This window comes from Streptomyces sp. NPDC006624 (genome assembly GCF_040611555.1).
Taxonomy (GTDB): Bacteria; Actinomycetota; Actinomycetes; order Streptomycetales; family Streptomycetaceae; genus Streptomyces.
In genome coordinates this window covers 88,962-109,810 of the sequence record NZ_JBEXOM010000007.1, presented here as the reverse complement: position 1 = coordinate 109,810, position 20,849 = coordinate 88,962, and the positions used below count along the sequence as shown (strand labels likewise).

Here is a 20,849-nt window from a genome sequence, read left to right as displayed (position 1 = left end):
CGACCATGCACGTCACGCATCTGTCGCTGGCCGACTTCCGCTCCTATCCCCGGGTGGAGGTCCCGCTCGACCCGGGGGTGACGGCCTTCGTCGGGCCGAACGGGCAGGGCAAGACCAATCTCGTCGAGGCGGTCGGCTATCTGGCCACCCTCGGCAGCCACCGGGTCTCCTCCGACGCGCCCCTGGTCCGCATGGGCGCCGAGCGTGCCGTCATCCGGGCGCAGGTGCGGCAGGGCGAGCGGCAGCAACTGGTCGAGCTCGAGCTGAACCCGGGGCGCGCCAACCGGGCCCGTATCAACCGGTCCACGCAGGTCAGACCGCGTGACGTGCTGGGGATCGTCCGGACGGTCCTGTTCGCCCCGGAGGATCTGGCGCTGGTGAAGGGCGATCCCGGGGAGCGGCGGCGGTTCCTCGACGAGCTGATCACGGCCCGTTCCCCGCGGATGGCCGGGGTGCGCTCCGACTACGACCGGGTGCTCAAGCAGCGCAACACGCTGCTGAAGTCGGCCGCGCTGGCCCGCCGGCACGGCGGCCGCGGCATGGACATGTCCACCCTGGACGTGTGGGACCAGCATCTCGCGCGCGCGGGCGCCGAGTTGCTCGCGCAGCGCCTGGATCTGATCGCCACGCTGCGGCCGCTGGCCGACAAGGCCTACGAGCAGCTCGCCCCCGGCGGCGGGCCGGTCGGGCTGGAGTACAAGCCGTCCGCGCCCGGTGACGCGCACACGCGCGAGGACCTGTTCGAGCAGGTGATGGCCGCGCTCGCCGAGGCGCGCAAGCAGGAGATCGAGCGCGGTGTCACCCTGGTCGGCCCGCACCGCGACGACCTGCTGCTCAAGCTCGGCCAGCTGCCCGCCAAGGGCTACGCCTCGCACGGCGAGTCCTGGTCCTACGCGCTGGCGCTGCGCCTGGCCTCGTACGACCTGCTCAGGGCGGAGGGCAACGAGCCGGTGCTGGTGCTCGACGACGTGTTCGCCGAGCTGGACTCCCGTCGCCGGGAGCGTCTCGCCGAGCTGGTCGCGCCCGGCGAGCAGGTCCTGGTGACCGCCGCGGTCGACGACGACGTACCGCATGTGCTGTCCGGGACGCGGTTCTCCGTGTCCGAGGGGGCGGTGGAGCGCGTATGAGCGAGCAGGAGCCGCAGAAGGGCCCCGAGCCGTCCGGTGTCGACCTCGCGCGCGTGGCGCTGCGCGCCGCGAAGGACGCCGCACGCGCGCGTGGGGACGCGGCGCAGCAGAAGAAGCAGGCGCGCAGGGGCGGCGGGCTGCGCTCCGGCGCGCGGGCCGACGGCCGTGACCCGATGGCGCTCGGCTCCGCGATCAACCGGCTGATCACCGAGCGCGGCTGGGAGGCCCCGGCCGCGGTGGGCGGGGTGATGGGGCGCTGGCCGCAGATCGTCGGCGAGGACGTGGCCAAGCACTGCGAGCCGGAGAAGTACGACGAGGACGAGCGCGTGCTGATCGTGCGCTGCGACTCGACGGCCTGGGCGACGAACCTCCGGCTGCTCGCCCCGACCCTGGTCGCGCGCCTCAACGAGGACCTCGGCCACGGCACGGTGCACCTCATCAAGGTCCTGGGACCGAGTGCTCCCGCCCGTCGGTACGGCCCTCTGCGCGCCCCCGGCAGCACCGGACCCGGCGACACTTACAGGTGACTTACATCACGTCTGCGCGGCCCGGGTAAGCGGGCGCGAACCGCTCGGCATGCCGCCGCGCGCGGTCGCGGATCCCGACCTGACTGCGAAGTAGCAAAGGGTTGACGGCCGGAAGCGCTGAGTGCCGCCGTGAGCCCCTTGGAGCCCCCATCCGTATATCGGGAGTCGGACAAGACCCGTCGAGGGCGGCACATGCGGACTCAGGTACCGGCAAACCCCCATCAGTGTCAGTGCTACCGGTAGACTGGAAGCAATCCCGCCCCCATCGTGGGGACCGTCCGGGAAAAGCTGAGCAACGCTGATCAAGGCTTACCAACGCAACATGCCGCAGCCGCTCCGGCAACCCGCCGACGAGCCTGGCTCGTGCTGTGCCAGAAAGGGCGCTTCGTGGCCGATTCCGGCAACCCCAACGAGAACATCCCGTCCACCGACGAAGGCGTGACCAGCGAGGCGATCACCTCCAACGGCGAGGTCACCGCCTCGTACGACGCCAGTGCCATCACCGTCCTCGAGGGTCTGGACGCGGTCCGCAAGCGACCCGGCATGTACATCGGCTCGACCGGTGAGCGAGGACTGCACCACCTCGTGTACGAGGTCGTCGACAACTCGGTCGACGAGGCGCTGGCCGGCCACGCGGACACCATCGACGTGACGATCCTCGCCGACGGCGGCGTCCGGGTCGTCGACAACGGCCGTGGTATCCCGGTGGGCATCGTCGCCTCCGAGGGCAAGCCGGCCCTCGAAGTCGTGCTGACCGTGCTGCACGCGGGCGGCAAGTTCGGCGGCGGGGGCTACGCCGTCTCCGGCGGTCTGCACGGCGTGGGTGTCTCCGTCGTGAACGCGCTGTCCTCGAAGGTCGCCGTCGAGGTCAAGACCGACGGCCACCGCTGGACGCAGGACTACAAGATGGGCGTCCCCACGGCGCCGCTCGCCCAGCACGAGGCCACCGAGGAGACGGGCACCTCGGTCACCTTCTGGGCCGACGCGGACATCTTCGAGACCACCGAGTACTCCTTCGAGACGCTCTCGCGGCGCTTCCAGGAGATGGCGTTCCTCAACAAGGGCCTCACCATCAGGCTCACCGACGAGCGCGAGTCCGCGAAGGCCACCTCCGGGGCGGACGAGGCGGGCGCCGACGAGACCGCCGAGGTCAAGACGGTCACGTACCACTACGAGGGCGGCATCGTCGACTTCGTGAAGTACCTCAACTCCCGCAAGGGGGAGGCGGTCCACCCCACCGTCATCGACCTGGAGGCCGAGGACCGGGACCGGGCGCTGTCCCTCGAGGTCGCCATGCAGTGGAATGGCGGCTACACGGAGGGCGTGTACTCGTTCGCCAACATCATCCACACCCACGAGGGCGGTACGCACGAAGAGGGCTTCCGGGCCGCGCTGACCTCGCTGATCAACAAGTACGCGCGCGACAAGAAGCTGCTGCGCGAGAAGGACGACAACCTCACCGGTGACGACATCCGCGAGGGTCTGACCGCGATCATCTCGGTCAAGCTGAGCGAGCCCCAGTTCGAGGGCCAGACGAAGACCAAGCTGGGCAACACCGAGGCCAAGACCTTCGTCCAGAAGGTCGTCTACGAGCACCTCGCCGACTGGCTGGACCGCAACCCCAACGAGGCCGCGGACATCATCCGCAAGGGCATCGCGGCGGCCACCGCGCGCGTGGCGGCCCGCAAGGCGCGCGACCTGACGCGCCGCAAGGGCCTGCTGGAGTCGGCGTCCCTGCCGGGCAAGCTCTCCGACTGCCAGTCGAACGACCCCACCAAGTGCGAGATCTTCATCGTCGAGGGTGACTCCGCCGGCGGTTCGGCCAAGTCCGGCCGCAACCCGCAGTACCAGGCGATCCTCCCGATCCGCGGCAAGATCCTCAACGTCGAGAAGGCGCGCATCGACCGCATCCTGCAGAACCAGGAGATCCAGGCGATGATCTCCGCGTTCGGCACGGGTGTGCACGAGGACTTCGACATCGAGAAGCTCCGCTATCACAAGATCATCCTGATGGCGGACGCCGACGTCGACGGCCAGCACATCAACACCCTGCTGCTGACCTTCCTGTTCCGCTTCATGCGGCCGCTGGTCGAGGCCGGGCACGTGTACCTGTCCCGTCCGCCGCTCTACAAGATCAAGTGGGGCAAGGACGACTTCGAGTACGCGTACTCCGACCGCGAGCGTGACGCCCTGATCGAGATGGGCCGCAACGCCGGCAAGCGGATCAGGGAGGACTCGGTCCAGCGCTTCAAGGGCCTCGGCGAGATGAACGCCGAGGAACTGCGCATCACGACCATGGACCAGGAGCACCGCGTCCTCGGCCAGGTCACGCTCGACGACGCCGCCCAGGCCGACGACCTGTTCTCGGTCCTCATGGGCGAGGACGTCGAGGCCCGCCGCGCGTTCATCCAGCGCAACGCCAAGGACGTCCGGTTCCTCGACATCTGAGTCGGTCTCAGCTGACCGCCACAGGAAGGATCTTCACCAGCAATGACCGACGAGAACACTCCCGTCACGCCTGACGAGGGACAGACGCTGCGTGTCGAGCCCGTGGGGCTCGAGACGGAGATGCAGCGCTCCTACCTCGACTACGCGATGTCCGTCATCGTCTCGCGTGCGCTGCCGGACGTCCGCGACGGCCTCAAGCCCGTCCACCGCCGCGTCCTGTACGCCATGTACGACGGCGGCTACCGCCCCGAGCGCGGCTTCTACAAGTGCGCCCGCGTCGTCGGCGACGTGATGGGCAACTACCACCCGCACGGCGACTCCTCCATCTACGACGCCCTGGTGCGCCTCGCCCAGCCCTGGTCGATGCGCATGCCGCTCGTCGACTCCAACGGCAACTTCGGCTCCCCGGGCAACGACCCGGCCGCGGCCATGCGGTACACCGAGTGCAAGATGGCGCCGCTGTCGATGGAGATGGTCCGCGACATCGACGAGGAGACCGTCGACTTCACGGACAACTACGACGGCCGCTCCCAGGAGCCGACCGTCCTGCCGGCCCGCTTCCCGAACCTGCTGATCAACGGCTCGGCCGGTATCGCGGTCGGCATGGCGACCAACATCCCGCCGCACAACCTGCGCGAGGTCGCCGCCGGTGCCCAGTGGTACCTGGAGAACCCGGAGGCCTCGCACGAGGAGCTCCTGGACGCGCTCATCGAGCGCATCAAGGGCCCGGACTTCCCGACCGGCGCGCTCGTCGTCGGCCGCCGCGGCATCGAGGAGGCGTACCGCACCGGCCGCGGCTCGATCACCATGCGCGCGGTCGTCGAGGTCGAGGAGATCCAGAACCGCCAGTGCCTGGTGGTGACGGAACTGCCGTACCAGGTCAACCCGGACAACCTCGCCCAGAAGATCGCCGACCTCGTCAAGGACGGCAAGATCGGCGGCATCGCGGACGTCCGCGACGAGACGTCCTCGCGCACGGGCCAGCGCCTGGTCATCGTGCTGAAGCGGGACGCGGTCGCCAAGGTCGTGCTGAACAACCTCTACAAGCACACCGACCTGCAGACGAACTTCGGCGCCAACATGCTGGCGCTGGTCGACGGCGTGCCGCGCACGCTGTCGCTGGACGCGTTCATCCGCCACTGGGTGGCGCACCAGATCGAGGTCATCGTCCGCCGTACGCGCTTCCGGCTGCGCAAGGCCGAGGAGCGGGCGCACATCCTGCGCGGCCTGCTGAAGGCCCTGGACGCCATCGACGAGGTCATCGCCCTGATCCGGCGCAGCGACACCGTCGAGATCGCGCGCGGGGGCCTGATGAGCCTCCTGGAGATCGACGAGATCCAGGCCAACGCCATCCTCGAGATGCAGCTGCGCCGGCTCGCCGCCCTGGAGCGCCAGAAGATCGTCCAGGAGCACGACGAACTCCAGGCGAAGATCACCGAGTACAACGAGATCCTGGCCTCCCCGGTCCGCCAGCGCGGCATCGTCAGCGCGGAACTGGCCGCGATCGTCGAGAAGTACGGCGACGACCGCAAGACCAAGCTGATCCCGTACGAGGGCGACATGTCCATCGAGGACCTGATCGCCGAGGAGGACATCGTCGTCACGGTCACCCGGGGCGGCTACATCAAGCGCACCAAGACCGACGACTACCGCGCCCAGAAGCGCGGCGGCAAGGGCGTGCGCGGCACGAAGCTGAAGGAAGACGACATCGTCGACCACTTCTTCGTGTCCACCACCCACCACTGGCTGCTGTTCTTCACCAACAAGGGCCGCGTCTACCGCGTCAAGGGCTACGAGCTGCCCGACGCCGGCCGGGACGCGCGCGGTCAGCACGTGGCGAACCTGCTGGCCTTCCAGCCCGACGAGGCGATCGCCGAGATCCTGGCCATCCGCGACTACGAGGCGGTCCCGTACCTCGTGCTCGCCACCAAGGCCGGACTTGTGAAGAAGACGCCTCTGAAGGATTACGATTCGCCCCGTTCCGGCGGTGTGATCGCGATCAACCTCCGTTCCATGCAGGACGGTTCGGACGACGAACTGATCGGTGCCGAACTCGTCTCGTCCGACGACGATCTGCTCCTGATCAGCAAGAAGGCACAGTCGATCAGGTTCACCGCCTCCGACGAGACGCTGCGTCCCATGGGCCGGGCCACCTCCGGTGTCAAGGGCATGAGCTTCCGCGAGGGCGACGAGCTGCTCTCGATGAATGTTGTTCGACCCGGTACGTTCGTGTTCACTGCCACAGACGGCGGGTACGCGAAGCGGACCGCTGTCGACGAGTACCGCGTCCAGGGTCGCGGCGGTCTCGGCATCAAGGCCGCCAAGATCGTGGAGGACCGCGGATCCCTCGTCGGCGCGCTGGTGGTCGAGGAGACCGACGAGATCCTCGCCATCACGCTGTCGGGCGGCGTGATTCGTACGCGGGTCAACGAGATCAGGGAAACCGGCCGTGACACCATGGGCGTCCAACTGATCAATCTGGGCAAGCGCGATGCCGTCGTGGGCATCGCTCGCAACGCCGAGGCGGGGCGGGAGGCGGAGGAGGTCGACGGCGACGTGGTCGTCGACGAGTCCGCCCAGAACGCCGGGACCACCGGTACGGACGAGGGTGAGGCGCCCTCGGCCGAGTAGCACGAGGAGTGAGTCAGCGTGAGCGGAGCCACGGGCGCCGGACCGGCCGGTACCTCCAAGGGTACGGAGACGGACGGCGGCGGCCGTGGCTCCGCCGCGCGTGCGGCCGATCCGCACACGACGAACCTGAAGGCGATCAAGTCCCCGGCCAAGGACTCGTCCTCGCCCGCCACGCAGGGATCCCAGGGGGGAACTGTGACGGACAGCAGAGGTCCGCAGACCCAGCACAAGCCGGGCGCGGGCCCGGCCGCCTCCGCCGCCCAGCCGCAGCCGGCCGCCCCCGACCAGGGCGCCGCGCAGCAGGCCTCCCCGCTGCCGGGAGAGCGCCAGACGCAGCAGCAGGCCGGGCCGTACCACCCGCCGCAGGCCTATGCGGCGCAGGGTGCGGGCGGCGCGGGGAGCACGGGGGGCGCCGCCGGTGCCGTACGGCGTCCGCGCACGGGCGCGCGGACCACGCCGCGGGTCCGCAAGGCGCGGCTGCGGGTGGCCAAGGCCGATCCGTGGTCGGTGATGAAGGTCAGCTTCCTGCTCTCGATCGCGCTCGGCATCTGCACGATCGTCGCGGCCGCCGTGCTGTGGATGGTCATGGACGCGATGGGCGTGTTCTCGACGGTCGGCGGCACGATCTCCGAGGCCACCGGCTCGAACGAGTCCAACGGCTTCGACCTGCAGGCCTTCCTGTCGCTGCCCAACGTCCTGATGTTCACGTCGATCATCGCGGTCATCGACGTCGTCCTGGCGACGGCCCTCGCGACGCTCGGCGCGTTCATCTACAACCTCTCCGCCGGCTTCGTGGGCGGTGTGGAGCTGACGCTCGCCGAGGACGAGTGACGCACCCGCGCAGCCCCTGGTGACGGCGTCCGGACAACCGATTTTGGGACTGCCCATGTCGTGCGCTAATCTTCAGGAGTCAGCGCGCGGGAGACACACCGCAGAGCGCGGCGGGGCTATAGCTCAGTTGGTTAGAGCGCATCCCTGATAAGGATGAGGCCACAGGTTCAAATCCTGTTAGCCCCACCAGTGAGAAGACCCCCAGTCGAATGCGACCGGGGGTCTTTGCCGTCTGGTGGAGCGGGTCGCTCATGCCGCGCATGCACAACGGCAGGGGTGTGAGCCACCGGCAAGCAGGAGCGGCGAAGGCTGCCTGATCATGGCACTGCGTCGGCCCACGCCCCTCTGGGAGGATCCAGGCATCACTCCCCGAAGGACGAAGGTGGTTGACCTCATGAGACCGACTCGCGTGATCCTCGCCGTGGCCGCAGGCGCTCTCGCCCCTGCGCTGTTACTCGCCACGCCGTCCATGGCCGCCTCCGTCGCCCCCGCGGTCACCGTCGCGACGGCCGGTTCGCCCTACGACGAGATGAGCGTGCACGACCTGCGGGTGGCGATAGCCCGCATCCTCGGCGACCCCGACAGCGGCAGGCGCGTGATCCGGGAGGCGAACGCGCTTCTCGACAGCGGCACCGTGGAGGAGATGCGCGCCTGGCTGGAGACGGGCTACCGCCTGGCCCAGGCCGAGGACGACCGGGTCGCGCTCACCAGGATTCTCGCCGACCCGGACAGCGGCAGGCGCGTCATCGCGGAAGTCAACCAGCTGCTCGACGACCGCGATCCCGAGCAGATGCGCGCCTGGCTGGAGACGGGCTACCGCCTGGCCCAGGCCGAGGACGACCGGGTCGCCATCGCCCGGCTCCTCGCCGACCCCACGATCAGCGACGCCCTGCGCGCAGCGGCCGGGGCCGCCCTCGACGACAACACCCCTGAGGCCCTGCGCCACTTCCTGGAGGTCGGCCGGTACCAGGTCGGCTAGCACGGCGCCGGTTGTGCTCATGACAGACTCTCCCGTCTGTCGTGTTCGAGGAGGTCCCTGGTCATGCGTCCCTTGGTCACCGTGACGGCCGGTGTCGCGGCTGTCGTCCTGCTCACCGGCTGTGGTGCCGGGGGCGCCGGGGATGCCGGGAAAGCGCCCGCTCCGGCGTCGACGAGCGGGGGATCGGCGACGCCGGGGTCCCCCGGGTCGTTCGACGTCGCTGCGGCGCTCAGGAATGCCGATCCGGCGCCGTACTCGGCCGAGATCACTGCGGAGACCTACACCGGCACGACGCTGACCGTCGTGATGTCCGGCCGCATGAACTTCAACGGGCCGGCCCCCACGGGCAAGCTGACCTTGCGCACCGCGGACGGTGTCCCGGAGGACCAGGCGTTCGGCTCGGAGACGATCCTGCTGGAGGACGCCACCTACACGCGCCTGCTCGACGGTGAGGGAGCGGACGGGGAGTGGCAGCGCGCGGGGCTCGACTCCCCGGGCTCGGGACTGGCCGACTACGGGGCCTACGCACAGATGCTCCTGGACCTCGGGCCGAAGGCCCGCAAAGGTCCGGAGAAGGTGGGCGGAGTCCCGGCGCAGCGCCTCTCCGGGACGCTCGGCCAGGAGCGGCTCCGGACGGTGGACCGTCGGCTGTACGACAGGATGCGCGCCACGGGCACCGAGGACTTCGCCTGTGACGTGTGGGTCGCCGAATCCGGCCGTGTCGTGCGCTTCGAGCAGTGGCTCGAAATGTCCGGCAGGCCGGCGCGCAACGTCGTGACGTTCGAGGACTTCGGGGAGCCGGTGCAGGTGAGCGCACCCGAGTAGCTTTCCGTCCCGCCCTTGGGGCGGGCCGGGGCGTCATCCGGGCATGAGAAAGCCCGGCGGCTCTGTCGAGCCGCCGGGCCTGTACGCATCTCGCCGGGTCGGGTGGGTCGGGAGTCTCAGCGCTGCAGGGGCGTGAGGTGATCCGCGTCGGCGTCGGCGTCCGGGTCGTCGTCACAGCGGTCGGTGCCCGGCGGGGTCGACGTGTCCGTGAGGGAGCGGTGGCGGCACCGCGGGGTCTTGCCGTGGGCTTCGGCGCGGATGCGCTGTTTCATCGTGGGGGGCAGGGCCCTGGCCTGGGTCCAGGGGGACACCGCCGGCGCCGTCCGCTGGTGCGGGATGCGCTCGCTGTTGCGCTTCGGCTCCGTCTGCGGTACCGCCGCGGCGGCGGTCGTGGTGACGAATCCGAGCGCCGTGCACAGCGCGAGGAAGGCGGTGACGATGGTGGTCCACAGCTTCATGACCTTGTTCCGGGCCATGGCCCCTCACTTTCGGGTCGGGCGATTTGCGTACTTTCCTCATGATGTGTATGGGGCGCGAGAAGTGGTGGACCGACGCCCGTGGCGCCGCGATGTTCAGATGAACACCACCCGTATGGGCGCAAGAGCGGTAAAAAGGGAGGGAGAGGGGGCCGCAGCGGACAAAGTGACCGTCCGTCGGGGTGTGATCACCCTCCGATCAGAGCGGCGGACTCCGCTTCTATCCCGGTGTCCGGGGCGGGAGTTGAGGGCCGACGCAGGTCACCGATCGGTATCGGTCGGTGTGTATAGTCGGGCGCCAGAGGTCCCCTACGTCAAGGAAAGACGAGGTCGCGCGGTGAAGAAGCTTCTCCTGGTCGCACTGGCCGCCATCGGCGGGCTCCTCGTGTACCGCCAGATCCAGGCGGATCGCGCCGAGCAGGATCTGTGGACGGAGGCGACCGACTCCGTGCCCACGGGTTCGTGAGTCACGACAACCCCTTTCGAGCACACCCCGGCCGCCTCGCGGTCGGGGTTTTGTGTGCCGAGGGACGGTCGTGAGCCCGGTCGGCGAGGCAGGATGGGCCACGGTTCACGGTTCCGCGGTCCGGTGACGGGGAGGGATGGCGCGTGAGGGGACGGTGTCGTACGGCGCGGGGGCCGCGCGTGGGGGCGTGGAGCGGCCGGTCGTCCACGGCCGTGCGCCTGGGCGCCGTCGCGGTGGTGCTGGCGACCACGGCCGCTGTGGGGCCGGGAGTGGCCGCCGCGGCTGAAGAGGTCTCCGTAACCCCGGTCCCCTATGCCTTCGCCGACGGTGCCCGCAGCATCGAGGGAGCCAGGAGCACCGCGGACGCCAAGCCCCTGGAGCCCGGCACGACGTACCGGAGTTCCCTGCCGGGCAGCGGCAAGGTCAGCTACAGCCTCCAGCTCGACTCCGTCTCCAACGCCTACGTCTCCGTCACCGCCGTCCCCTCCCCCGACAGCACGGTCTCCGTCATCGACGGGCTGGAGGTGTCCGTGCAGGACGCCGAGGGCAACTCCTGCTCCTTCGACAGCGTCCCTTTCGGCGCGGCCCGCAGCCCGCACCCGATCGCGGCCTGGGGCATGCGCGAGATCTCACCCGCCAAGCCGCTGTGCCGGAACGCCGGCGCGTACTACGTGACCGTCGAGCGCGCCGACCCCGAGGGCGAGGGCTCCTCACCGGACCCCTGGGACCTGGAGATCCTCGCCATGACCGAGCCGCGAACGGAGCAGGCCGCGGCCACCGGCGCGCCCGAGGCGTGGAACTCCGCCACGCCCCAGCCGCTCCAGGGCACGGCCGAGCGCCGCCGCGGCGGCGCGGGCTTCACCGGCGCGACCCCCCTCGACGAGGGCGTCTGGCGCGACGGCATCCGGCCCGGCCAGACCCTCTTCTACGCGGTGCCGGTCGACTGGGGCCAGCAGCTCGCCGTCACGGCCGACCTCGGCAGCATCGAGTCCGGCGCGACCGGCTACACCTCCGGCGCCCTCGACCTCGACCTCTACAACCCCGCACGCGGGCACGTCGCCGAGGTGAACGTCGGCTACGACGGCGACCAGAACTCCGGCAGCCTGCCGCCCCTGGCGCCGGTCGACCACGCCAACCGCAACGCCGCCGGCGGCCAGGTGAGCGCGATGCGCTTCGCCGGCTCCTACTACCTCGCCGCCCACCTCGCGGAGAGCGTCGCCGACACCTTCGGGGAAGGGCCCTTCAACCTGACCCTGCGCGTGCGGGTGAGCGGCGAGCCCGAGGGCGGGCCCGTGTACGCGGGGGAGTCCGTGCCGAGGGGCGCCTTCGAGGTCTCGGACCAGGAACGCGAGGCGGCCGCGGAGGGCGTGCCCGTGACCGGCGACGACACCGTGATGCGGGTGGTCGCCGTGGGCGGTATCGGCACCGGGAGCGCGCTGCTGGTGGGACTCGGGGTGTGGACCGTGCTGGCCCGGCGGCGGGGCGTGGCGTAGCGGAGCGCCGTCCGGGGAGCCGGGTGCCGCCCCCGTGGGACCGGTGCCGGGTACGGGCCGCCGGGAGGGCCGTCCCCGCGCGGGGTCAGATGCGCGTCAGCGCCCAGAACCCCACCGCGTAGCAGACCAGGGCCAGGAGCAGGACCGGGATCGCCACCTTGGCCGGAGGGCCCGGGCGGGACGGCCTGCGGGCCCGGTGCCGTGACGGCTTCTGGCGGGCCGGCGGGGTCTGCGGGGACTGAGCGGTGTACGAGGCGGTGGACGTGTCGGCCCGGTACCGCTCCTGCTCCGCGGGCGGCAGGGGCAGGCTCGGATACGCCGGGGGGAGCGGCTGGGACACCGGGGGCAGCGGGTGGGTGAGGTCGTAGGGGGAGACGGGGGACTGCTGGTACGGGGCCTGGCCCTGGGCCTGGGCTTGGTGCGGCTGTCCGGGAGCGGGGGAGGAGGTCACCGTGGCCTGGGGCGGCGGCAGATGGAAGCTGCCGGTGTCCGACATGGAGATCGGCTGCGCCGGGGCGGACGGGCTGGACGGGGGCTCCGAGTGGTCTGTGCTCCGGCGGGGGTCGGAACCCGCGGCCGCCGCACCGAGCGCGCTGCCGGTGCGGTCACCTGTGGCTTCGGCGCGCTGCCGGGAGCCCGTTCCCGTCGGAGCCGGACGCTCGTCCCGGGACGCCCCGTCCAGCGAGGGGGGCGCTTCTCTCGGCCCCAGTCCCCGAGCCCTCTCCAGGGGACCCTCCGGGGCGAACCCCTTGGGCAGCGGCCCGAGTTGGTCGAAGATCTCGATCAGTTCGTCGTCCGGGCCCGGCTCCGGGAGCAGCTCCGCCGCGGCGGCGAGCGCCTTCCGTGCCCCCGTGGCCGTGCGGAACCGGGCCTCCGGGTCGGGCTGCAGCAGCATGGCCACCACCTGCCACAGCGGCTCCGGGATGCCCTTGGGCGCACCCGGCGTCCCGTGCTCGGCGAAGTACTGGATCAGCGCCTTGCTGTCCGGCTTGGCGCCCTCCAGCAGATACAGCGCGACCAGTCCCACGGCGAACAGGTCGGCGGGGAAGTCCGGCTCGGCACCCATCAGCTGCTCGGGCGCGAGGTAACCGGGCGTGCCCACGACGAGGTTGGTCTCCGTCAGGCGCGGCTCGCCCAGCCGCATCGCGATGCCGAAGTCGGACAGCCGCAACCGCGGCCGGCCCGTGCCGGTGGCCTCCAGCAGGACGTTGGCCGGTTTCACGTCACGGTGGACGACGTGCTCCGCGTGCACGGCGGCCAGGCCCGCCAGCAGCTGGTCGAGCAGGGTGCAGACGAACGCCGGCGGCAGGGGGCCGTAGTCCCCGACGAGATGGACCAGCGATCCGCCCGCGACCAGGTCCATGGTGAACAGGACCTTGTCGTCGTCGGCGGCCCAGCTGGTGGGGGCGAGCACATGGGGATGATCGATCCGCAGGGCCTGCTCGCGGACGAAGCGCAGCAGCGAGTGCGCGTCGCTCTGCAGCAGGACCTTGGCGGCCACGTAACGGCGGCGGCGGTGGTCCCAGGCGCGCCAGACGGCACCGACCCCTCCCCGTCCGATCGGGTCGACCAGTTCGTACCGGCCGGCGAAGACCTCACCCATGGCTGTACGTCGCTCCTCCCCCTGCGGCTTTCCCCCTTGCTTCCCCCTCGGCGAGCACGGCGACTCCCCGACGGGCGAAACGGCTCCCGGGGCTCCCCCGAGCCCTCCAGGTTCCGTGAGTCCCCCGACTCCCCCGATGTCCCCGAATTCTCCGAGTCCCCGGCTCCCCCGATGAGCGATCCGTCCCCCCGCGTCGACCGGTCCCCCGTACGGCACACGCCCCCTCGTGCCCGTCCGTATCGCGACGCGACCCCCGTCACCTCACTCACAGCCCGCTGCCGGACCCCCTCGGCGGCCGGGCGGTGGGATCAGCTCTGGTGGGCCTGGTAGTGCGCCACCGCGTCCGAGGTGCGGCCGGCGCCGTAGACCCGGAGGAACTCCGCCAGCTCCGGATGGGTCGGGGCGAGGGTGTCCGCGGCCTCGATGATGTCGCCCGCGGCCGCCACCGAGCGCAGCAGCGACTGGATCTCGCGGACGACCCGCTTGACCGTGGGCGCTCCCGAACTGCTCGTCGTCTGCGTGGTGTTGCTGAGCACCGAGCCCCCCTGCGACCTCTTGATCTCGTCCATGCGCTCGGTGGCCTCGGCGGCGCTCACACTGCCGTCCACGACCTGCGCCGCCAGGTCCTGCAGCAGTTGCACGCGCTGCACCACAGCCGGATTGCCGATCTTCGCCCGCTGACCGCTCATCAGCTGTGACAGCATCGGCGCGGACAGCCCCAGCACCCCCGCGAGACGAGCCTGGTTGAGACCAAGATCGTCGATGAGCCTACGGAAGAGCGCCCCCAGCGGCTCCCCGTACCAGTTCCGCTGCAGCTCCCGCGCTCTGGCGGTGGCTTCCTGCTGTGCGGCGTCCATTGCGTCTCCCCATCGCTTCCCCTAGTACGGCGGTTCGCGGTAGCGAACCACGCCGAGCATCTTACGGAGAGTGGTCGGCGACGGGGACCCCCAATCCTGCTGCGGAATCACGGGGGTGACCCGGTACTCTGGTCTCCGACGCCCGCCGGGATGCGGTTTGCCCGGTCGGACGTCTTTGTGAGGGGCCTTAGCTCAGTTGGTAGAGCGCTGTCTTTGCATGGCAGATGTCAGGGGTTCGACTCCCCTAGGCTCCACTGTGGAGATGCCCTCCGACCTGCGGGAACGCGGTGGCGGAGGGCTTTTTCGCGCCCCGGGCCGGCCGAGGGCGCCGCTGTTTCACGTGAAACAGCACGGCGGGGCGGGAGAGCTCGAGGCACGCCTCAAGTCTCCCGCCCCGCCGCGCTGTTGAACGGCGGCCGTTCAGGAACGGTCGTCGCGCTTGGCGGCCTCCTCCTCGGCCTCCTTGGCCTCGACCTCGGGGTCGAGGGCCGCCTGGCCGGTGCCGTCCACGGAGGACAGCCGGCCCGACTCGGGGACCTCCGTCGCCGCGGGCGGCTCGACCAGCCAGTCCGGGTTGGCCTGCTTGTCCCACCACTTCCACGCGGCGAAGGCACCGCCCGCGACGGCGCCGATGATCACCAGCGTCTTCACGGCCTTGCCGGCCCGGGCCCGCCGCTCGTGCTTGCGGACCAGCTTCTGGATCTCCTTCGGCGAGACCTGACCGCGCAGCGCGGCCATCACGGCCGCACTCCGGGCGACGGCCTCGGCCGACATCGGCACGGCCGCTGCCCTCGCCTGCTCGATCCTGGGCTTGGAGTACTCCGCCGCCTGACGGGCGGCCTTGCGGGTGCGGACGGCTGCCTCGTGGGCGGCCTGGTCGACCTTCGGCGGTACATGGGCGCGGGCCTGCTCCAGATAAGGCTGCACATGGGCGCCGTACTGGACACGTGCCTGCCCGGCGGCCTGCGTCACCTTGGGCGCCAGCCGTACGCGCGCCTCGTGTGCGTAGTGCGCGGCCCTGTCCTTGGCCGTGTCGGCGTAGGGCGCCACCACTTCCGCGGCGTGCAGCACGCTGTCCTTCGCCGAACCGGTCGCGGCGCGCACGCTGTCGATGCGGGTCACGGGTTCCTCCTCCTCGGTGGCGTACGGTATTTCGACTTTCCACCCTTTTACGGATCATGCCTCCCGGGGCACCACCAGGCATGCGCGGAGGCGCATCCGGGTCACACAAGCCGGTCTCTCGCGCCGATCACGTGCCATAGCGGATGAATAGCGGGCAACGGGAGCTTGTCGTCGACAATGCGACCATGCCACGGATCGCCGTCGTATGCCCCCGGCGCGGGACGACTCGACCGGATTTCCGCAACGGCCCCGACCGCTTCGCCTCCGGTGAACGGAGGTCGGGCGACGCGGCGCCCCGTCCATGCGAGGATCAGGGAGTCACAGAAAGACAACGGAAGGCAGATCGTGGCTGAGCAGCTCTACGCCACCCTGAAGACCAACCACGGCGACATCGAAGTCCGGCTTCTGCCGAACCACGCCCCGAAGACGGTCAAGAACTTCGTCGAGCTCGCCCAGGGCGAGCGGGAGTGGACGCACCCCGAGACGGGCCAGAAGACCACGGACAGGCTCTACGACGGCACGGTCTTCCACCGGGTGATCAGCGGCTTCATGATCCAGGGCGGTGACCCGCTGGGCAACGGCACCGGCGGTCCCGGCTACCAGTTCGAGGACGAGTTCCACCCGGACCTGCGCTTCGACAAGCCCTACCTGCTGGCGATGGCCAACGCCGGCCCGGGCACCAACGGCTCGCAGTTCTTCATCACCGTCTCCCCGACGGCGTGGCTGAACCGCAAGCACACCATCTTCGGCGAGGTCACCGACGCGGCCAGCCAGAAGGTCGTGGACACCATCGCCACGACCCAGACGAACCCGCGCACCGACCGGCCGCTCAACGACGTGGTCATCGAGTCGGTCGTCGTCGAGACCCGCTGAGGCGAGCACCGAAGCCCCCACAGGGAACCATTCGCCCTGCTCATCCGTAGGGATGAGCAGGGCGGGCTTTTTTCTGACCACGACCGAGGGGATCCCATGGACGACCAGGCTGCGGGCACCCCGCGGGACGCCCACAGCGTCCCCATGTGCTACCGCCACCCGGACCGCGAGACCGGTGTCCGCTGCACCCGCTGCGAGCGTCCGATCTGCCCCGAGTGCATGGTCGACGCCTCGGTCGGTTTCCAGTGCCCCGAGTGCGTGCGCACCGGCTCCGGCACCGGCCACGCACCCTCGGCCGCCATGCCCCGCACCCTCGCCGGCGGCACCATCGCCTCCGACCCCCGCCTGCTCACCAAGATCCTCATCGGGATCAACCTGGCGGTGTTCATCGCCGTGCAGGCCCGCGAGTCGATCCTGAACGACATCGTCCTGCTCGGTGCCTGGCCGCCCGCGCCCTTCACTCCCACCCAGGGCGTGGCGGGAGGCGAGTGGTACCGCATGGTGACCTCGATGTTCACGCATCAGGAGGTCTGGCACATCGCGTTCAACATGCTCGGCCTGTGGTGGCTGGGCGGCCCCCTGGAAGCGGCACTGGGCCGCGTCCGCTACCTCACGCTCTACCTCGTCTCCGGACTCGCGGGCAGCGCGCTGGCCTATCTGCTGGCCTCCCCGAACACGGCCACGCTGGGCGCCTCCGGGGCGATCTTCGGCCTCTTCGGTGCCACGGCCGTGCTGATGCGCCGGCTCAACTACGACTTGCGGCCGATCATCGCGCTGCTGGCGATCAACCTGATCTTCACCTTCGCCCCGGGGTTCAACATCTCCTGGCAGGCCCACATCGGTGGTCTCGTCGCCGGTGTCGTCGTGGGATACGCCATGGTCCACGCCCCGCGGGAGCGCCGCGCCCTGATCCAGTACGGCACCTGCGCGCTGGTGCTCGCCGTGGTCGTCCTGCTGACCCTGTTGAGGACAGCGCAGCTCAGCTGACCAGGGCTTTGTCCACAGCGGGTGGCGGATCTTGTGCATAGTGTGCGGGAACACATGTGCCCCCTGTCACTGACCTATGTTCCCGCAGGTCAGGCAGGGGGCGAACAGGTTTTCGACCACTGGTACTTCCGTCATACCGGCGTCAACGTTCGACGAGTTATCCACAGATCGTCTTTCTTTTCCACCTGTGGATAACGGCTGTGGATAACTCAGCGAACAGTCCTGGGCAGAGCTGCGTTCACCGTCCGGTGACCGCTACTTCCACTGGGTCGAGACGCCGAATCCGGCGGCGATGAAGCCGAAGCCCACCACGATGTTCCAGTTGCCCAGGGTGTCGATGGGCAGCGTGCCGTCGGTGACGTAGAAGACGACGATCCAGGCCAGGCCGATGAGGAACATGGCCAGCATGACCGGCGCGACCCAGGCGCGGCTGTTCAGCTTGATCGCGGTCGTCTGCTTCGACGGCGGCGGCGTGTAGTCGGCCTTCTTGCGGATACGTGACTTCGGCACGAGGGTCTCTCCTGTCGATGCGCTGCGTGGCCGCGCAGGTAACTGGGTCGGTCTCGGGGCAGCGTAAGGGGACTCCGATTGCTCCCCCGGGCGTCCGTTAGCGTAGTGCTTCCGCCGCGCCGAAGGAGATAAGGGTACGTTGAGCAATTCTGCCGACTCCCCCGGGACGGGATCCACCCCTGGGCGCGCGCGCCGTTTCCGGCCCGTGCGGATCCTCACGGCGGCCGTCTTCGCTCTCGCGGGGCTGATCTTCTTCACCAGCTTCAACACCGCCAAGGGCACCAACATCCGCACGGACAGCTCGCTGCTGAAGCTGTCCGACCTCATCCACGAACGCAGCCGCGAGAACGGCGAGCTGGACGAGGCGAACGGGGCCCTGCGCGGTGACATAGAGGCGCTGGCCGAGCGCGACGACGGGTCCACCCGGGCCGAGGACGCCAAACTCGCGGCGCTGGAGAAGCGCGCGGGCACGCAGAAGCTCACGGGCGACTCGCTCACCGTCACGCTCAACGACGCCCCGCCGGACGCCACGGCCAAGCTGCCCGGCTATCCCGAGCCGCAGCCGGACTACCTGGTGATCCACCAGCAGGACCTGCAGGCCGTGGTGAACGCGCTGTGGCTGGGCGGCGCCAAGGGCATCAAGGTCATGGACCAGCGGCTGATCTCCACCAGCGCGGTGCGCTGCGTCGGCAACACCCTGATCCTCCAGGGCCGCGTCTACTCACCGCCGTACAAGATCACCGCCGTGGGCGACCCCGGAAAGCTGAGGAAGGCGCTCGCGGAGTCCCCGGCGATCCAGAACTACATGGTCTACGTCAACGTCTACGGGCTCGGCTGGAAGGTCGAGGAGAACGGCCCGGTGACTCTGCCCGGCTACTCGGGCACAGTGGATCTGCACTACGCGAAGCCCGTGGAGTAGCGGCCGGGCCGGGGGCGGGGTGTCGACAAGGGCCCGTACGCGACAGTTCCCCCGGACATTGAGGCGATCGCCCCTGTCCCCCGTACTTCCGGGTACACGCGCGCGGGGTCGTCCGGGCGCACCCGGACTCCACCCGGCCCGTGGAGGCCGGGAAACCGGAGGCGCCGCGCCGTTAGTCTGGTGGCTGTACGGCGTGGGTCTGGTGCCGTGGTACGACGGAAGGGACGGCATGTACGGCTGGATCTGGCGGCATCTGCCGGGGAACACATGGGTGAAGGCAGTGATCTCGCTCGTCCTGGTCGTGGCCGTGGTCTACGTCCTCTTCCAGTACGTCTTCCCGTGGGCGGAACCGCTGCTGCCCTTCAACGATGTGACGGTGGACAACCAGTGAGCGCGCGCATTCTCGTCGTCGACAACTACGACAGCTTCGTCTTCAACCTGGTCCAGTACCTGTACCAGCTGGGCGCCGAGTGCGAGGTCCTGCGCAACGACGAGGTCTCGACGGCGCATGCCCAGGACGGCTTCGACGGGGTCCTGCTCTCCCCGGGCCCGGGCACGCCGGAGCAGGCCGGCGTCTGCGTGGACATGGTCCGGCACTGCGCCGGCACGGGCGTGCCGGTCTTCGGCGTCTGCCTCGGCATGCAGTCGATGCAGGTGGCGTACGGCGGGGTGGTGGACCGGGCGCCCGAGCTGCTGCACGGCAAGACCTCGCTGGTCGAGCACGACGGCACCGGCGTCTTCGCGGGCCTGCCCTCGCCCTTCACGGCCACGCGCTACCACTCGCTGGCCGCCGAGCCGGCCACGGTCCCGGCCGAGCTGGAGGTCACGGCCCGCACGCACGACGGCATCGTGATGGGCCTCAGGCACCGCGAACTGCCCGTCGAGGGCGTGCAGTTCCACCCCGAGTCGGTGCTGACCGAACACGGGCACCGGATGCTGGCCAACTGGCTGGTGGAGTGCGGCGACCAGGGCGCGGTGGCGAGGTCGGCCGGGCTCGCCCCGGTGGTGGGCAGGGCCACGGCGTGACCGCCCTGCGCCCCGAGCGCGAGTCCGACACCTCGTACGGGCAGCAGTCGTACGGGGCGACGGGCGCGTTCGAGGACTGGTCGGGGGGAGGGGCGTACGAGGCCGCCGCGCGGCAGCCGTACGCGCCCGGGCCCGGCCCGCAGCCCCGGGCGCCGCAGCCGGAGCCGTACGCGACGTCGTACGAGCCCGCCGCGCAGGAGACGTACCAGCCGCCGCCCGTGATCGACGAGGAGACGGTGGCGCTGCGGATCCCGGATCCGCCGCCCGCGGCCGGTGCCGCCACGAGGGGCTCTGGCGCCTCCTCGGCCGCGCGGCGCGACGGACCCGCCCCGGGCGGCCGGGCGGCCCGCAGAAAGGCCGCCAAGGGCCGTCACGGACGGCACGGCGGGGCCGCGGAGGCGCCCTCGCGGCGCGAGGGGTCCCGGGCGCCGCTGTCGCGGGTCGAGGCGCGGCGGCAGGCGCGGGCCCGCAAGCCGGGCGCGGCGGTCGTGGCGAGCCGGGCCATAGGCGAGGTGTTCATCACCACCGGCGTGCTGATGCTGCTGTTCGTCACCTACCAGCTGTGGTGGACGAACGTCCGGGCGCACGCACAGGCGGGCAAGGAGGCCAGCAGCCTCCAGAACGACTGGGCGAACGGCAAGCGCAACCCCGGCGCCTTCGAGCCGGGGCAGGGATTCGCCATCCTGCACATCCCGAAGCTGGACGTCGTGGTGCCGATCGCGGAGGGCACCAGCAGCAAGGGCGTCCTCGACCGCGGCATGGTCGGGCACTACGCCGAGGGCGCGCTGAAGACCGCGATGCCCGGTGACAAGACCGGCAACTTCGGACTGGCGGGACACCGCAACACGCACGGGGAGCCGTTCCGGTACATCAACCGGCTCTCTCCCGGCGATCCGATCGTCGTGGAGACCCAGGACGAGTACTACGTCTACAAGATGGCGTCGATCCTGCCCGTGACGCCCCCGAGCAACACGAGCGTCCTGAACCCGATCCCCCCGGGGTCGGGATTCACCAAGCCCGGCCGCTACATCACGCTGACCACGTGCACGCCGGAGTTCACCAGCAAGTACCGGATGATCGTCTGGGGCAAGATGGTCGAGGAACGGCCGCGCAGCAAGGGAAAGCCGGATGCGCTCGTCAGTTAAGGGC

The 20,849-nt window shown here is 70.3% G+C and carries 20 protein-coding genes, 2 tRNA genes and 1 pseudogene; 18 read left to right on the top strand and 5 right to left on the bottom strand.

The features are described 5' to 3' along the window. Positions 1-5: 5 nt before the first annotated feature. The 8 genes from recF (at position 6) to ABZY20_RS15675 (ending at position 9,368) form a co-directional block, all read left to right on the top strand. Entirely contained in the window at positions 6-1,127 is a 1,122-nt protein-coding gene (gene recF, locus ABZY20_RS15710; protein WP_356441906.1) for a DNA replication/repair protein RecF, read from the top strand. Beyond that, on the top strand, positions 1,124-1,654 hold the full coding sequence (locus ABZY20_RS15705) for a DciA family protein (protein ID WP_356441904.1): 531 nt from the start codon (positions 1,124-1,126) through the stop codon (positions 1,652-1,654). Before recF ends, ABZY20_RS15705 begins: the two co-directional genes overlap by 4 nt. A 387-nt stretch (positions 1,655-2,041) precedes the next feature. After that, on the top strand, positions 2,042-4,102 hold the full coding sequence (gyrB, locus tag ABZY20_RS15700) for a DNA topoisomerase (ATP-hydrolyzing) subunit B (protein ID WP_356441902.1): 2,061 nt from the start codon (positions 2,042-2,044) through the stop codon (positions 4,100-4,102). 42 nt (positions 4,103-4,144) lie between these two features. Then, the gene (gene gyrA, locus ABZY20_RS15695) at positions 4,145-6,733 is read left to right on the top strand and encodes a DNA gyrase subunit A (protein WP_356441900.1); all 2,589 of its coding nucleotides are present in this window, start codon (positions 4,145-4,147) and stop codon (positions 6,731-6,733) included. Positions 6,734-6,751: 18 nt separating this feature from the next. Then, positions 6,752-7,564, top strand: a complete 813-nt coding sequence (locus ABZY20_RS15690; protein ID WP_356441898.1) for a DUF3566 domain-containing protein — start codon at positions 6,752-6,754, stop codon at positions 7,562-7,564. A gap of 112 nt (positions 7,565-7,676) precedes the next feature. After that, positions 7,677-7,753: transfer RNA gene (locus ABZY20_RS15685), tRNA-Ile, on the top strand. 205 nt (positions 7,754-7,958) lie between these two features. After that, a complete protein-coding gene (locus tag ABZY20_RS15680; protein WP_356441896.1) occupies positions 7,959-8,543 on the top strand; it encodes an ALF repeat-containing protein in 585 nt (194 codons plus the stop codon). A 63-nt stretch (positions 8,544-8,606) separates the two neighbouring features. Beyond that, positions 8,607-9,368, top strand: a complete 762-nt coding sequence (locus ABZY20_RS15675; RefSeq protein WP_356441895.1) for a hypothetical protein — start codon at positions 8,607-8,609, stop codon at positions 9,366-9,368. 116 nt (positions 9,369-9,484) lie between these two features. Here ABZY20_RS15675 and ABZY20_RS15670 read toward each other — a convergent pair whose 3' ends face one another. Beyond that, entirely contained in the window at positions 9,485-9,844 is a 360-nt protein-coding gene (locus ABZY20_RS15670; protein WP_356441893.1) for a DUF6344 domain-containing protein, read from the bottom strand. 337 nt (positions 9,845-10,181) lie between these two features. On the opposite strand from ABZY20_RS15670, the gene ABZY20_RS15665 reads away from it, so the two are divergent. Continuing rightward, entirely contained in the window at positions 10,182-10,310 is a 129-nt protein-coding gene (locus tag ABZY20_RS15665; RefSeq protein WP_003999697.1) for a DLW-39 family protein, read from the top strand. Positions 10,311-10,489: 179 nt separating this feature from the next. Next, positions 10,490-11,803 carry a hypothetical protein gene (locus tag ABZY20_RS15660; RefSeq protein WP_356441891.1) on the top strand — a complete coding sequence of 438 codons (1,314 nt, stop codon included), beginning with the start codon at positions 10,490-10,492 and terminating at the stop codon, positions 11,801-11,803. An 85-nt stretch (positions 11,804-11,888) separates the two neighbouring features. Here the strand turns inward: ABZY20_RS15660 and ABZY20_RS15655 are convergent, their stop codons facing one another. Together ABZY20_RS15655 and ABZY20_RS15650 are read right to left on the bottom strand one after the other, a co-directional pair. Next, a complete protein-coding gene (locus ABZY20_RS15655; protein WP_356441889.1) occupies positions 11,889-13,406 on the bottom strand; it encodes a protein kinase in 1,518 nt (505 codons plus the stop codon). Positions 13,407-13,714: 308 nt separating this feature from the next. Beyond that, positions 13,715-14,263, bottom strand: coding sequence for a DNA-binding protein (locus ABZY20_RS15650; protein ID WP_356441888.1), 549 nt, complete (start codon positions 14,261-14,263; stop codon positions 13,715-13,717). A gap of 181 nt (positions 14,264-14,444) precedes the next feature. On the opposite strand from ABZY20_RS15650, the gene ABZY20_RS15645 reads away from it, so the two are divergent. Further along, positions 14,445-14,517: transfer RNA gene (locus ABZY20_RS15645), tRNA-Ala, on the top strand. Positions 14,518-14,683: 166 nt separating this feature from the next. Here ABZY20_RS15645 and ABZY20_RS15640 read toward each other — a convergent pair. Next, positions 14,684-15,385: a DUF5324 family protein gene (locus tag ABZY20_RS15640; RefSeq protein ID WP_356441887.1), complete on the bottom strand. Its 702-nt coding sequence runs from the start codon at positions 15,383-15,385 to the stop codon at positions 14,684-14,686. 345 nt (positions 15,386-15,730) lie between these two features. Between ABZY20_RS15640 and ABZY20_RS15635 the strand changes: the two genes are divergently transcribed. Then, entirely contained in the window at positions 15,731-16,258 is a 528-nt protein-coding gene (locus ABZY20_RS15635) for a peptidylprolyl isomerase (RefSeq protein ID WP_356441886.1), read from the top strand. 96 nt (positions 16,259-16,354) lie between these two features. Further along, the gene (locus ABZY20_RS15630) at positions 16,355-17,245 is read left to right on the top strand and encodes a rhomboid family intramembrane serine protease (protein WP_356441885.1); all 891 of its coding nucleotides are present in this window, start codon (positions 16,355-16,357) and stop codon (positions 17,243-17,245) included. Positions 17,246-17,500: 255 nt separating this feature from the next. Here the strand turns inward: ABZY20_RS15630 and crgA are convergent, their stop codons facing one another. Continuing rightward, positions 17,501-17,755: a cell division protein CrgA gene (gene crgA / locus ABZY20_RS15625; protein WP_356441883.1), complete on the bottom strand. Its 255-nt coding sequence runs from the start codon at positions 17,753-17,755 to the stop codon at positions 17,501-17,503. A gap of 139 nt (positions 17,756-17,894) precedes the next feature. On the opposite strand from crgA, the gene ABZY20_RS15620 reads away from it, so the two are divergent. The 5 genes and pseudogenes from ABZY20_RS15620 to ABZY20_RS15600 all read left to right on the top strand — a co-directional run bounded on the left by ABZY20_RS15620 (position 17,895) and on the right by ABZY20_RS15600 (position 20,845). Next, positions 17,895-18,674 carry a DUF881 domain-containing protein gene (locus tag ABZY20_RS15620; protein ID WP_356441881.1) on the top strand — a complete coding sequence of 260 codons (780 nt, stop codon included), beginning with the start codon at positions 17,895-17,897 and terminating at the stop codon, positions 18,672-18,674. 21 nt (positions 18,675-18,695) lie between these two features. Next, positions 18,696-18,850 (top strand): annotated as a pseudogene (locus tag ABZY20_RS15615) (class E sortase); the annotation flags it as partial. A 17-nt stretch (positions 18,851-18,867) separates the two neighbouring features. Further along, positions 18,868-19,065, top strand: a complete 198-nt coding sequence (locus ABZY20_RS15610; RefSeq protein WP_033309918.1) for a hypothetical protein — start codon at positions 18,868-18,870, stop codon at positions 19,063-19,065. Beyond that, the gene (locus ABZY20_RS15605; RefSeq protein WP_356441880.1) at positions 19,062-19,700 is read left to right on the top strand and encodes an aminodeoxychorismate/anthranilate synthase component II; all 639 of its coding nucleotides are present in this window, start codon (positions 19,062-19,064) and stop codon (positions 19,698-19,700) included. Before ABZY20_RS15610 ends, ABZY20_RS15605 begins: the two co-directional genes overlap by 4 nt. Continuing rightward, entirely contained in the window at positions 19,697-20,845 is a 1,149-nt protein-coding gene (locus ABZY20_RS15600; RefSeq protein WP_356441878.1) for a class E sortase, read from the top strand. Before ABZY20_RS15605 ends, ABZY20_RS15600 begins: the two co-directional genes overlap by 4 nt. Positions 20,846-20,849: the final 4 nt, after the last annotated feature.